We start from the raw sequence: 13387 nt of genomic DNA, 5'->3' as shown, positions 1-13387 counted from the left end.
CATGAAACTACTTTCTTTGGATTTGATTACGCAAGCGCATAAACGCTTGGAAGGCATTATCACGCATAACGCACTTGCTTACGCACCGCGCCTAAGCAAAATGGCAAATGCGCAGGTTTTTTTAAAAAAAGAGAATCTTCAGCTCACAGGCGCATTTAAAATACGCGGGGCGTTTAATAAACTCGCATGCCTTAAGGAAGCAGATATTGCGAATAAAACGCAGATTCTCGAACAGGGCGTGATTTGCGCAAGTGCTGGGAATCACGCGCAGGGCGTGGCGTATGCGGCACAACACTTCAAAACGCGCGCGGTGATTGTGATGCCTGAAGCCACGCCTTTGCTTAAGGTTACGGGCACAAAGGCGATGGGCGCGGAAGTCGTGCTTGCGGGGAATAACTATGACGAAGCCTATGCCTACGCGCTCAATCTTGCCAAAGAGCGCAATCTCACTTTTATCCACCCCTTTGCAGATAGCGAAGTCATCGCAGGGCAGGGCAGTATCGCGCTTGAAATGATAGAAGAAGAAAAGCTTGATATTGTAGTCGTGCCAATAGGCGGTGGTGGGCTTATTAGCGGGATTGCGAGCGCGTATAAAGCGCTAAGTCCTAACACAAAGATTATCGGCGTGAATGCCAAGGGTGCAAACGCGATGAAAAATAGCTTTTATCAAAAAAAGATTCTCAACTCTCAAGCTGTGCGCACTATCGCTGATGGCATTGCTGTGCGCGATGTGAATGAGGGCGTATTTGAGTGCATTTTGCAGGGCGTTGATGGGATTGTTGAGGTTGATGATGAAGAGATTGCAAGTGCGATTCTCTTTTTGTTAGAATCCCAAAAACTCGTCGTTGAAGGCGCTGGGGCTGCTGGTGTGGCGGCACTTTTGCATCATAAGCTTGATTTGGAGCCACGCCAAAAAGTCGGCGTTGTACTAAGTGGCGGAAATATCGATGTGACGATGCTAAATATCATCATCGAAAAGGCGCTGTTAAAGAGCGACAGGAAGATGAAGTTTCAAGTTATTTTGGTTGATAAGCCCGGAAGTTTGCAAAAACTCACAGAATTGCTCACAAAAGAGGGTGCAAATATCGTGTTTATCAACTATTCTCGCGTAAGCACGAAGCTTGAATACGGCGATGCGATCGTCGAGCTTGCACTTGAAATCAAGGGCAAAGAACATAAAGAATCTGTCCAACGCGTGCTTTTAGAGCATGGATATAAATTTAGCGAAATGTTTTGAATTTTGTGAAATATCAATCCCCCAAGCGCAAAATCCCGGTTTGCGCTTGGATTTGTTTTGTTTAGAATCTACTTCTCACTTTTCACCCCGCGTGTCATCATAAAGCTTTGTTCATAAAAGATAATAAAAGTTATCAACGCGCCTGCCACAAGCAAAACAGAGACAAAAAGCATAATTGTGAGGTTATTAAAAAACGCAAGGAGATAATCTAGTTGGTTTGGTGCATCGGCGTTTTTGGCAAAGGCGAGCAGGGAAAGAATGCTTTTATACCCATAGCTTCCGGGGAAAAGTGGCAAGAGCGAGGGGAAAACAATCGTTTCTGTCGGCACTTTGGCGCGTTTGGCGATGAGAAATGCCACAATCCCCATACAAAAACTCGCGCAAAAACTCGCGCCAGCAAGGCTAAAGACGGGGATTTGCAAAAGCATAGAGCGGATAAAATACCCCAGCCCAGAAATGAACATAATGCCCCAAAGTATGTGCCTTGGCGGATTAAAAGGGTATGAGAAGCCAAATCCTGCTACCATCGCAAAAAGCATACGCAATAAAATGTCGCTAATGTCGTTGCCTTCGAAAAATTCCGCGTGTAAAATGGCGAGAATCTGCGGGTATTCTTGCAAAAAATCAGACATGGATAAGGCTCACTTTTGCGATGCTTAGCGTCATATACGCGCCAAAGGAAATGCAAATCAGCAAAATCATCATATTAACGCCCCGACTTAGCGCCATCAGCGTGTATTCGTGCAGCACATCTGCAAGCGCGTTGATAATCTGAATGCCGGGTATGAGGTAGAGAATGCTAAGACCTATGGCGATTTCTGGCGTGCCTGTGATGCCAAAATGCACACCGATATAAGCGACAAATGACGAGATAAACGCCACGAGGACATAGATTCCGCGCACATCGACTTTGAGTTTGGTTAGGATATGTTTGCTTGCAAAGCCTGCAAATGTCCCTAAAAAGACGCATAAAAGTGTGCCCACATCACCGCCAAAAAGCTTGCAAAAGGCGGTGTTTGCGAGGCTTGCAAAAAGGAGCGAGTAGAAAAAAGTGTAATTTTTAGATTCCATAATATTTTTAAAATGCTCTTTGGCGCGCGTGAGCGAGATTTTTTCATCATGTATTTGCCAGCTAAGCGCGCTTAAGTCTGAAATTATACGGAAATTTGCGCCAAGTGGCGGATTTGAGCTTACTTGTGTGCGACGATTTTGGTAATTACTGCGCTCAGAAATGCTAAGAGTGATGTTTTTTAGCCAAATAATCATGCTCACATCATAGCCATAGCTTTCGCCTATGCGCTTTGTGCAACGCGAGACTCTTGAGGAATATGCGCCATTTGAAAGGAGTGCTGCGGCGTATTGAGCCAAAAATACGCTTAGCTCTTCTATTTCGCTTTCGTGGTTTTGCTCACTTTTACGATTTTGCTTATCCTCGTAATTTTGCTCGCTTTTGGCGTGCTTGTCTTTTATAACTTGGCTTTTTGGCTTTTGTTTAGGGGTTTTCGCACTCATTTGATAAACCTTAAAGATTCTCTATTTGTAGAGAAAATAAGCGCAATCATAACGCTAAAATTTTTAAATCTTTTTTAAAAAGCTAGAATTTGCTAGCGTAAAATCTTTGTTTGGATTTTTTGTAATTTTAGTTTGAATCCGCAGTGTTACTTTCTTGCAATATGTTTTATTTTGTATAGTTATGGATTTGACAAGTCTTTGAAGTTGTTAGTTTTTGCTTCCTATAATAAGCCTAAATCAAGAAAAGATAAGAAAAACTTTACCTAAATTACCAAAAGGTAAAGTAAAGTTTAATTCCCAATAAACCACACAAAGAGGACACATGCAAGGACATTTAGCGCTTTTTGAAAGCAATGTATATGATATTTTTTTAAAAAGCGATATTTTTTCTCCGCAGACTTGCGAGATTCTAAACGAAGTCAATGAAACAAGGCTTGATTATCTCCCGTTGCATTCTCATAAAAGCCAATTTATTAAGCCAATCATCGCGGTGGTGGGCAGTGGAGAAGTGACTGAAGATTTTTTGAGAGAACTTGTGGAATCTAAGCAAAATCCCGCTTTTAAATACTTTTCAGAGTTAGAGATTTTCAATGTTTTGCCACAAAGTTTTGTTGGGCTAAATGGGAATTTTGGGAATTTTAAACTTCTTTATACAGAATCTAGCGCGCAAAAACCGCTTGTGCTTGAGGTTTCTCAAGTGGTATTTTTCACAAAGTTTGAATCTGTGGCAAGCATTAAAGGCGTGCATTGGGTGAGTGAATATGCGAATGCAGACGCGCTTATTAACGCACTGCATGGGAATTGTGGCGTATATAGCTATGAAGCGCCTATTGTTTTTAGTCCAAATCTTTGTGACTTCCAACATCGCAGGGCTAAAAGTGATGGAAGTGGCTACTGCTCGGCGTGTGTGAGCACATGCGCGACACGCGGGATTTTTAGCGACATGAAAAAGATGGAGATTCTCTTAAGTCCGCTAGATTGCGTGGCGTGCGGGGAGTGCGTGAGCGTGTGCCCTACAGGTGCGCTTATGCGCGAGAGTGAGAGTTTGCTTTCCCTCACTTCTCAAGCGCGCGTTTGCAAGGGATTTTCACTTATCGTGCATACAGAATCTGCCAGCGCGCAGGTTTTGCAAGCTCTTGCAAAAAATACAAATGAAGGCGCAAATAAGGGCGCATTGCCTTTTGTAATGGGACAGCCACATATTTTGAATGAAACTTATTTGCTAAGTCTTGTGCAAGAGAGCGCTAGCACGCTTATTTTGTATGGTGAGATAAACGCGCATATGGCTGAAAGCATAAAGGCAGTAAATGCGCTTTCTCAAGCAATTTTCGGCAAAAGTTGCATTTTGCTAGCAAGTAGTGAATCCGAGCTAGATTCTGCACTTTTGCAGATAGAGCCTTTGGAGCAAGCGCATTACATTTACACACCGCGCGAAAATGAGGGACTAAAAGAGGTTTTTTCACAAAGGGCGTTTGCGTGGGTGCGGGGCAATGACTTTGGCAGAATCCACATGCCAAGATCTGGCAATGTGCTGATAGATTCTCAAGGTTGCACGCTGTGTCTTTCCTGCGTGGAGGCGTGCAAGACAAAGGCGCTTATTAATAACACTTCGTCTTTTGAGTTGCTTTTCAAGCAGTCTCTTTGCACAGGGTGCAACTACTGCGCGGACGCGTGTGCGGAGAAAGTCATAAAGATAGAATCTAGCGTGCTTGATGTCAAAGCAAGTAGCTTTGCGTATGAGACAAAAGCGCAAGATGAGCCTTTTAAATGCGTGGAATGTGGGAAAATCTTTGCGACAAGCAAATCGATTGCAAGGATTAAAGAGCTTTTAAGTAGCGCGTTTGCAGGGGATTCTATGAAGCAAAAAAGTATCGAATGCTGTGCGGACTGCAAAGTGAAAATCATCTTTGCGCCAAAAGAGCATTCTTAAAAGGAAAAATATGGAATCCACACTTTCAAATCAAGAACAAACTTTCAGCCAAACGCTCAATTCTGCGCGTGCGCTGTATTATGACTTTTTTGCGGGATTTTTCTTGTTTGAGTTGTTGCCAAAGCGCAAAGAGCTGTTTTTAAAGCAAATTGACATTTTGTCGCAAAGCCCGATTACAAGCGAAGATTCTGCGCGATTTGCAATGCTTAAAAGCTATTTGCAGCAAACAGATACACAAAGTCTCGTGCGCGAGTATAGCCAGACTTTTAACCTTCCTTTTGCAACAAAGAATCTACCGGCTTTTGTCGGTGGGCGCAAAGGACAGCGCGCAAATGTGCCAAATCCGCAGGTGTTTTTATACCTTAGCCATTATAAAAATGGTTGCCTCAATGGCGAGGCGCTTTTGGAAGTCAAAAAGCTTGTAAAACAAACGCATTTTAGGCTTAATAGCAAGGAGTTTAAAGAGAGCGAGGATCATTTTGGATTTTTGCTACTTTTGATGCGTTATTTACTGCAAGATAGCGCGGAATCTACAGATTCTAGCCACGCATCAGAGGCGCTTTCAAGGCAGATTTTTACGGAATGTATTAAACCTATGGGCGTAGAGATTGCAGAGATTCTAAGCATGAGGGAGGATTTGGCTTGCTATAGCTTGGTGGGTGCGTTGCTTGCAAGCTTTTTGCAGTTAGAAGAATACGCGTGATGTCCTTATCTAAGGGCTTTTGAAATAGAGCCTTTAAATGGGGACACCCAAGCACAAATCTCATCAAAAGGAGGAAAAATGTCTCAAGCACAAGATAAGAATCTTAGCGCGCGCCGTAAGATTCTCAAAAATGCAGGACTTGGCGCGGCGGTTGTGGCGGTAGGTTCTGTGGCGCTTAGTGGCTGTAAAAGTGGCGTAGAGCAAAAAGAAGTCATTAAGGGAAAGAGCAAGAAACAAGAAGTGCTTTATCGTAGCGATACGAAGTATTGGCAGGAATATTTTGCAGTAGCAAAATAGCGTGTAAAAAGCGCAAATTAAGGCAGGCGGTGGCTTTTTTGAAAATCCTTGAAATCTTAAGGAATCTAAAAAGCTTAGAACAACAAATTTAGCAAGGAGAATTAACATGAGCGAAACAACAAGACGAAACGCTCGCCGTTCTTTCCTAAAGCTTTCTGCATTAGCGTCAGTTGCTGGTGTGGGAAGTGCGTTTGGAAATGATAGTGAGCGTGTGATTCGCCAAGCAAGCCAAGCGGAAATCAAAGAAATGTTCCCTAAGGCAAAGCGTGTGAAAACAATTTGTACGCATTGCTCTGTGGGCTGTGGCATCATCGCAGAAGTGCAAGATGGCGTGTGGGTGCGTCAAGAAGTGGCGCAAGATCACCCAATCTCACAAGGCGGGCATTGCTGTAAAGGTGCGGACTTAATCGATAGAGCGAGAAGTGAAACACGCTTGCGCTATCCGATGGAAAAAGTCAATGGCGAGTGGCAGCGCACAAATTGGGAATCTGCGATGGATAAGATCTCAAAACAGCTTATGCAAATTAGAGAGGAGAGCGGACCTGACGCGGTTATGTGGATAGGAAGTGCGAAACTCTCAAACGAGCAATGCTATTATTTAAGGAAGTTTTCGGCATTTTTTGGCACAAATAACCTCGATCACTGCAATCGCGTTTGACATTCCCCAACAGTCGCCGGTGTGGCGAATACATTTGGATATGGCGGAATGACAAACCATTTAGGTGATATGATGTTCTCAAAATACATTCTTATCATCGGAGCAAATCCAGCGGTGAATCACCCTGTGTCAATGGTGCATATTTTGCGCGCAAAAGAGCGTGGCGCAAAGCTTGTGTGTATCGATCCGCATTTTAGCAAGACAGCGGCGAAATGCGATGAATTCCACAGAATCCGCAGTGGCACGGATATCGCGTTTGTGTATGGATTGCTTCATGTGATTATTGAGAAAAAACTCTATGATGAAAAATATCTCAAAGATAGGGTGCATGGGTATGAAGAGATTATGAAAGAAGCCAAGAAATTCCCACCAGAAGTGGTAGCGGATATCACGGGGATTCCAGCGGATTCTATTATCCATATTGCTGAAGAGATGGCAGCAGCAAAGCCAGCAAGTGCGATTTGGAATCAAGGGCTTACCCAACACACCGTTGGCACGAGCAATACGCGTATCGTTCCGATTTTGCAAATGTTCTTAGGAAATATTGGCAAAAATGGCGGTGGCGTGAATATTTTGCGCGGACATGACAATGTGCAAGGAAGCTCGGATATGGCGGCAAATCCAGATGTTTTGCCCGGATATTATCCGCTTACAGAGGCAGCGTGGAGACACTTTGCAAAACATTGGCGCGTGGATTATGAGTGGCTGCAAGGACGCTATAAGAATAAGCAAATGATGGAAGCAGGCGGTTTTGCGCATTCTACTTGGAAATTTGGTGTGCTTGATGAAGAGAATGCAAAAAACAATGGCGGAACAATGTTGCGCGCGCTTGTGGTGATTGGCACGGGGATGACGAGCGTTTCATTGCTTGACTTGCAACGCAAGGCGATGAATAAGCTTGAGCTTGTTGTGTTTATCGATCCATATGTTAATGACTTGGCAATTTATTGCGAAAAAGAGAATAATCTTTTTGTATTGCCTGCAGCTAGCCAAATGGAGACTTCCGGCTCACTTGCCGCGACAAATAGAAGCTATCAATGGCGCTCAAAAGTGATGGATCCGCTCTATGAATGCCGCGAGGATCAAGAGATTCTTTTTGATTTTGCAAAGCGCATGGGCTTTTTGGAGGAGTTTCAACGAAGCTTGTATGAAATTGCAAAAGCTGATGGTAGGGATCAATTTATTTGGCCTGAAGATGCGACTACAGAGCTTACGCAAAGTGTCCGCAGTATCGGCTTGCAGGGTATGAGTCCTAAGCGTTTGAAGGCGCATCAAGAAAATTGGCATATGTTTGATAAAGTCACGCTCATGGGTAAAGGTCCATTCAAGGGCGAATATTATGGACTTCCATGGCCTTGCTGGAGTGAGAAACACCCCGGAACGCCGGTATTTTACGATGATAGCAAGCCGGTTATGGAAGGCGGAATGGGCTTTAGGGTGAATTGGGGCGTGAGTGCGCCAGATGGTGCTACGATGCTTTCACCTCATATTCTGCCCGGTGCAAAAATCGGCGGTCACCCAGCTGTAAGCGCGCAAAATATAGAATCTCTGGGCGTAAAACTTACAGATGAGGAAAAAGAGGCGATTAAGGACTTTAGCGCGTATTCTTTTGGAATGGGGAATAATATCCTTGTTGAAAAGGCGCTAGAAGCGGGACTTTGCCCTTATGGCAATGGAAAAGCGCGCGCGATAGCGTGGAACTGGTATGATAAGATTCCATTGCATAGAGAGCCGATACATTCTGTGCGTCCGGATTTGATTGACAAATATCCAAGCTTCCCGGATAAAGAGAATCTTTTCCGCGCAAATGTGAAGTATCGCACACGCCAAAAAGAGAAAGATTGGACAAAAGATTATCCTATCAATATGCTAAGCGGGCGTTTAGTCGCGCATATGGGAACAGGGACAGAGACAAGAAGTGCAAAGTATTTGGCTGAAGTCTATGGCGAAATGTTTGTAGAAATCCACCCAGACAAGGCGTTTGAGCTAGGTATCAAAGATGGTGATATGGTATGGGTGCATGGCACAATGGAGACAAAGATTCTCACCAAAGCCAAACTTTCATATCGCGTGGATTACAACAGCGTGTGGTTGCCACAAAACTTCTCTGGAATGGATCAAGGTAAGAATCTGCTTAAAAACTATCCAGAAGGCACAGCGCCTTACGCGATTGGCGAGTCAGCAAATATGATTTCAAGCTATGGCTTTGATTACAATTCAGGCTGTCCAGAGACAAAATGCGGACTTTGTCGCATAGAAAAAGCATAAGGGGGAAACTATGAGTGAAAATCTAATGAATGGTTTTAATGATCCCGGGCATGCGCGTATAAAATTCTATTGCGATGATACGCGATGTATTGATTGTCATGGTTGCGATGTGGCTTGTAAAGAGGCGCACCATTTGCCGGTGGGTGTCAATCGCAGACGCGTTGTAACGCTCAATGATGGAATCGTGGGGGCGGAAAAGTCAATTTCTATTGCTTGTATGCATTGTGCGGACGCGCCTTGTGCGAAAGTCTGCCCAGTAGATTGCTTTTATATCCGCGCTGATGGCATTGTATTACATGATAAAAAAACTTGCATAGGCTGTGGCTATTGCTTGTATGCTTGTCCTTTTGGTGCGCCACAATTCCCTAAATCTGATGTATTTGGCTCACGCGGTGCGATGGATAAATGCACCTTCTGCGCGGGCGGTCCAGAGGAAACACATAGCGAGGAAGAATGGCATCTTTACGGACAAAACCGCATCGCAGAAGGCAAAGTCCCAGCATGCGCGGCAATGTGTAGCACAAAAGCATTGCTTGCAGGTGGTAGCAATGATGTGAGCGCGATTATCCGCGAGAGAGCTTTGACAAAAGGTGAGGGTGCGCCACGCATTCCTTATACTTGGAAAAAAGCCTATGGCGACTAAGAACGCAAAAGGGGCGAACATGAAAAAACTAGTATTGAGCCTTTTTGCGGTGGTACTTATGGCAAGCGCTCTAAGTGCAGATTCTCAAAGTGCGCAAAGTGATGGCGCAAAAAAGAATTATGTCACGCCTGATCATATCGGAATCCACGATAAAGAAGTCGATCTTTCCTACAATAAGCACATTTATGGCACGCGCCAAATTGAGGCGATTAAAAATTGGGGTTTTGATACCAAAACTTCAGGCGTCGTGCTAGGCGCGGTAGTTCCCGGCGATGGCGGGAGCATCGAGCCTTTAAGCATGGGAGAGGAAATCAAGGGCATTCGTGGTTGGAATGGCTTAGGCGAGGCTTTTACGACTTTGCAAAATGGTTGGTTTGCGCTTATTTTCTTTTGCATTGTGCTTTTTACGCCATTGGCGTTTTTCGGACATTACAAAATCATTGGCGCGAGGAAATACAACCATGAGCCAAAAATACGCGTTTTTAGCAAATACAATATTTTCGTGCATTGGTTTGCTGCTGTGCCTTTTGTGTTTTTGTGTATAACCGGGCTTATGATGGTTTTTGGCGATAAGCTCGGCGGTGGCGCGCTTATACGATTTGCACGCGATTTGCATGGTATTAGCACGATTGCTTTTGCGATTTTTGGTCCGCTTATGTTTTTGATGTGGGTGAAAGACTGCCTACCACGCTTATATGATATCAAGTGGTTTGTGATTATGGGCGGATATTTGGATAAGGTAAATCGCATTATCCCCGCGCATAAATTTAATGCCGGGCAAAAAATGTGGTTTTGGATAGCCACACTTGGCGGGGCTGTGATGGTGATTAGCGGGGCGATTATGTTCTTTCAAAGGGCGGATATCAACACCTTGCGCCTTATGGCGTTAATCCACAATATCCTTGGTTTTGGCGTGGTGGCGTTGCTTATTACGCATATTTATATGGCGGCATTTGCGATTGAAGGCGCGTTAGAATCTATCATCAATGGTTGCATGGGCGAAGAGGAAGTCTCAATGCTTCATAGCTTCTATTATGAGGATTTGAAAAAGCAAGGCAAGCTAGATTCTATGCGCGTAGCAGGGCATCATCATTAAGATTCTGTCTTTGTGGCTGTTTTGCGTAGTGATTTTTGTCATTGCGAGGGCGCAAGCCAGAAGCAATCCATAAAAGATTCTCAAACCACCAAAGTGCGTTAGAGAATCCGCAGAATTTTGTCAAACAAAAAAAGGTTTTGTGTGTGCGTGAAGCTGGAAACAAAGCGGAATTTATTTCCGCGAAGTTGGAAGCGGAGCGGAGCTTTGGCTTTAGCCAAAGTGATAGTTTAAAAGGAATAGGCGAAGCGGAATTTACTTCCGCGCAGGTGATACAATTTAAAGGAATACTATGTTTTTTACCAAAATCCCCATTGTGAGCTTAAAAAAGGGTGAAAATACCGCTCAGCACACAGAGGATATTATTATCAAAGAGCAAAGAATTGCCTTGTATCTTAATGGTAAAAAACTGCTTTCCACTATGTCTTTGCCAAAGGAGCAAGACGCGCATGCAGTGGGTTTTTTGATGAGTGAGGGCGTGATAGAATCTGTAGATGATATTACGCATCTTAGCATCGCAAAAGATGGCTTTAGCGTGTATGTCGAAGCAAAAATTAATGAAGAAAACATTAACAACCTCTTTCATGAAAAAACCTTGACTTCAGGCTGTTGCGTGGGCGTGAGCGCGAATTTTGAAGGCAAAATTATAGAAAAATTTATTTCTACAGATTTGCATCTTTCAAAGGAGCGTCTTTGGGAACTTATTGAAAATTTCGAGCGCAATACGGATTTATTTGAAAAAACAGGCTGCGTGCATAAGGCGATTTTGGTGCTTGAAGATGGCAGCGAGCTAGCGAGTGAAGATGTCGGGCGTCATAATGCTATTGACAAAGTCGTGGGGAAAGCGCGCTTAAAAGGCATTGACACTTCAAGGGCGATTTTAGTTGTGAGTGGGCGCTTGTCAATGGAGATGGTGATAAAAGCGGCAATGCATAATATCGCCATTGTGATTTCGCGATCCGCAACTACTGAACTAGGTGTCAAATCCGCGCAATTGCTTGGCATTACACTTGTTGGCTTTGCGCGTGGTGGGCGGTGCAATATCTACACGCATTCTTATAGAATCTTAGGCGAGAGTGAAAATCTTAGCGCGCCACAACTCAAACCTTGTGAAAAATACGCTCAAGCGCAGAAATTTTTTGGGTAGGGTTGTATTAATTGTATCGCCTTTATAGAAGCGGATTCTGCCTTGGTTTAGATTTAGTTTTACTTCGCTTTTGCCTATACTTTGTATTTTTTGGTTGATAAAGTTGTGATATTCTACCGCGTTGGTTAGATTTTTTCAGAATCTCATTTGATTATCTCTTTGTTTTATTCTGCTACATTATCTTATGTTTCAAAATTACACATAAAAGATTCTCATTTATTAAAGTCTCCACAATTCCGCACACTACGAGATTCCACTCTTTGTAAAATTTTTTAAAATCACCTTTTTATTCTTAAAAGTAAGATTTTTTAAGAAAATGCTAGCTTTTTTTGATTTTTTAAACAAGGGCGTTTTTTTTTTTTTGTCATAATTAGGGGTTTAAAAATCCAAAGCTTAAAGATATTTAAAAAATATTTAGATGTCTTTTTCACAACAAATACAACATCAGGAGGAAAAATGAAGTGGTTTAGTTCTTTAAGTATCGGCGTAAAGCTTGTATTGACGATAGTGAGCAGTGTTTTAATCGGTATGCTTCTTTTAAGCGCAATCATTCTTAATAAAGTTGGTGAAAATATGCGGGAGAGCATAGAAGAGACGATTGCAAATGCGTCTAAGAATTACGCAACCTATATGAAAAGCGTGCTAGATGAATCAATCGTGCTAAATAAAGGCGTAGCAACCACGCTCAATGCGATATTTCAGAGCGAGGAAAAAGATGAGGTGGATTTTGGTGATGTGCAAAATATCGTAAAAAATATGTTTGATAATAGCGCATATGCAACCTACACTTTTCTTTATATGCTAGAAACGCCCAAAAATTTTCGCAATCTTGACAAAAAATACTATACGCAAAGCGGTAAATTTGCAATGCTGTATCAAAATACCAATGAGTTTGCTAATAGCGCTGTGCTACAGCAAAGCGATGATGCGTTGTTGCAAAGCCCGATAATTGAAAAGATTATTAAAGAAACCAAAGAATCTGGCAAGAATTCGCAAACTATCTATGTAGGGAATCCAAGGGCTTTGCATATTGCTGGAAAAGAGATATTGGGCTTAAATATCGCCGCACCTATATTTGATAAAGAGAAAAATCTTATAGGAATCATTGGTTATAACTTTGATTTTGTGAATATTTCTGGTGTGCTAAATGATCCTAAGCTTGATCTTTTTGAGGGTGATATACGCGCCTTGGTGACGAGAGATGGCGTTATTACGATACATAAAAACACGGATCTTATTTTGCAAAATATTTTCGAGCGTAACGCGCATGAAGAGGCAAAGCCTGTATATCAAGCTGTGAAAGATGGCGAAACGAGGGTTTTTGATAATTATAGGACAACAAGCGGACTTGATAGCTATGCAAGTGTGCATTCTTTTCAAACGGTGGGCGATACGAGCGAATGGGCGATTTTAGTCACCACGCCAAAATCTTCTGCACTTGCTGCACTCAAAGACTTGCAGCAAACCATCATTATAATCGCGCTTTGTGTTTTGATTTTTGTAAGCATAGCGGTGTATTTTTTCGTGCGTAAGATTGTCGGCGCGAGGCTTCCTATCATCCTCCGCACCCTTCAATCTTTCTTCCGCTATCTTAATCATGAATCTAAAGAAGTGCATACTATTAAGATTAGAGCTCAAGATGAATTAGGTGCAATGGGACAAATCATTAATGACAACATCTCCCGCACTCAAAAATCTCTCCTTCAAGATGAAGAAGCCATTGCACAATCAGCTCAAACAGCTAAAGAAATAGAAAGTGGGAATCTTAAAGCAAGGATTATTAAAAATCCTGCTAATCCGCAATTAGTAGAATTAAAAAATGTGCTTAATACAATGCTTGATGTATTAGAGCATAAAATTGGTGGTGATACTAATGAGATAGCAAGAGTATTTGATTCT

12 protein-coding genes are annotated in these 13387 nt (G+C 42.8%); 10 read left to right on the top strand and 2 right to left on the bottom strand.

The features are described 5' to 3' along the window. The first annotated feature begins 1 nt into the window (after window position 1). On the top strand, window positions 2–1237 hold the full coding sequence (gene ilvA / locus CQA49_RS04925) for a threonine ammonia-lyase (protein WP_115574861.1): 1236 nt from the start codon (window positions 2–4) through the stop codon (window positions 1235–1237). Between the two features lie 68 nt (window positions 1238–1305). Here the strand turns inward: ilvA and CQA49_RS04920 are convergent, their stop codons facing one another. Both CQA49_RS04920 and CQA49_RS04915 read right to left on the bottom strand, forming a co-directional pair. Beyond that, window positions 1306–1869: a threonine/serine exporter family protein gene (locus CQA49_RS04920; protein WP_115574860.1), complete on the bottom strand. Its 564-nt coding sequence runs from the start codon at window positions 1867–1869 to the stop codon at window positions 1306–1308. Then, window positions 1862–2749, bottom strand: a complete 888-nt coding sequence (locus tag CQA49_RS04915; RefSeq protein ID WP_115574859.1) for a threonine/serine exporter ThrE family protein — start codon at window positions 2747–2749, stop codon at window positions 1862–1864. The genes CQA49_RS04920 and CQA49_RS04915 overlap by 8 nt, the downstream gene beginning before the upstream one ends. Window positions 2750–3071: 322 nt before the next feature. Between CQA49_RS04915 and CQA49_RS04910 the strand changes: the two genes are divergently transcribed. From CQA49_RS04910 to CQA49_RS04870, 9 genes are all read left to right on the top strand, one after another. After that, window positions 3072–4679, top strand: coding sequence for a 4Fe-4S dicluster domain-containing protein (locus CQA49_RS04910; RefSeq protein WP_115574858.1), 1608 nt, complete (start codon window positions 3072–3074; stop codon window positions 4677–4679). A gap of 10 nt (window positions 4680–4689) precedes the next feature. Next, window positions 4690–5382, top strand: a complete 693-nt coding sequence (locus CQA49_RS04905) for a molecular chaperone TorD family protein (protein ID WP_115574857.1) — start codon at window positions 4690–4692, stop codon at window positions 5380–5382. 78 nt (window positions 5383–5460) lie between these two features. Then, complete coding sequence (locus tag CQA49_RS04900; protein ID WP_115574856.1) at window positions 5461–5679, top strand: hypothetical protein; 219 nt, start codon at window positions 5461–5463, stop codon at window positions 5677–5679. A 106-nt stretch (window positions 5680–5785) separates the two neighbouring features. Further along, window positions 5786–8605, top strand: coding sequence for a molybdopterin-dependent oxidoreductase (locus CQA49_RS04895; RefSeq protein WP_115574855.1), 2820 nt, complete (start codon window positions 5786–5788; stop codon window positions 8603–8605). A 10-nt stretch (window positions 8606–8615) separates the two neighbouring features. Next, the gene (fdh3B, locus tag CQA49_RS04890; protein ID WP_115574854.1) at window positions 8616–9248 is read left to right on the top strand and encodes a formate dehydrogenase FDH3 subunit beta; all 633 of its coding nucleotides are present in this window, start codon (window positions 8616–8618) and stop codon (window positions 9246–9248) included. Window positions 9249–9267: 19 nt separating this feature from the next. Continuing rightward, entirely contained in the window at window positions 9268–10344 is a 1077-nt protein-coding gene (locus CQA49_RS04885; protein ID WP_258864200.1) for a formate dehydrogenase subunit gamma, read from the top strand. A gap of 41 nt (window positions 10345–10385) precedes the next feature. After that, on the top strand, window positions 10386–10661 hold the full coding sequence (locus tag CQA49_RS04880; protein WP_147288654.1) for a hypothetical protein: 276 nt from the start codon (window positions 10386–10388) through the stop codon (window positions 10659–10661). Further along, window positions 10634–11488, top strand: coding sequence for a formate dehydrogenase accessory sulfurtransferase FdhD (fdhD, locus tag CQA49_RS04875; protein ID WP_115574852.1), 855 nt, complete (start codon window positions 10634–10636; stop codon window positions 11486–11488). The genes CQA49_RS04880 and fdhD overlap by 28 nt, the downstream gene beginning before the upstream one ends. A gap of 456 nt (window positions 11489–11944) precedes the next feature. Further along, the coding region (locus CQA49_RS04870) for a cache domain-containing protein (RefSeq protein WP_115574851.1) at window positions 11945–13387 on the top strand (1443 nt) is incomplete at its 3' end.

This window comes from Helicobacter sp. MIT 00-7814, from assembly GCF_003364115.1.
GTDB lineage: Bacteria > Campylobacterota > Campylobacteria > Campylobacterales > Helicobacteraceae > Helicobacter_F.
The sequence above is the reverse complement of the archived record's forward strand: the minus strand, read 5'-3'. Positions and strand labels throughout refer to the sequence as shown.

Coding starts and splice junctions, on each gene's coding strand:
- ilvA (WP_115574861.1), top strand. CDS start 2: ATGAAACTACTTTCTTTGGATTTGATTACGCAAGCGCATAAACGCTTG.
- fdhD (WP_115574852.1), top strand. CDS start 10,634: ATGTTTTTTACCAAAATCCCCATTGTGAGCTTAAAAAAGGGTGAAAAT.
- CQA49_RS04900 (WP_115574856.1), top strand. CDS start 5,461: ATGTCTCAAGCACAAGATAAGAATCTTAGCGCGCGCCGTAAGATTCTC.
- CQA49_RS04920 (WP_115574860.1), bottom strand. CDS start 1,869: ATGTCTGATTTTTTGCAAGAATACCCGCAGATTCTCGCCATTTTACAC.
- CQA49_RS04905 (WP_115574857.1), top strand. CDS start 4,690: ATGGAATCCACACTTTCAAATCAAGAACAAACTTTCAGCCAAACGCTC.
- fdh3B (WP_115574854.1), top strand. CDS start 8,616: ATGAGTGAAAATCTAATGAATGGTTTTAATGATCCCGGGCATGCGCGT.
- CQA49_RS04885 (WP_258864200.1), top strand. CDS start 9,268: ATGAAAAAACTAGTATTGAGCCTTTTTGCGGTGGTACTTATGGCAAGC.
- CQA49_RS04915 (WP_115574859.1), bottom strand. CDS start 2,749: ATGAGTGCGAAAACCCCTAAACAAAAGCCAAAAAGCCAAGTTATAAAA.
- CQA49_RS04910 (WP_115574858.1), top strand. CDS start 3,072: ATGCAAGGACATTTAGCGCTTTTTGAAAGCAATGTATATGATATTTTT.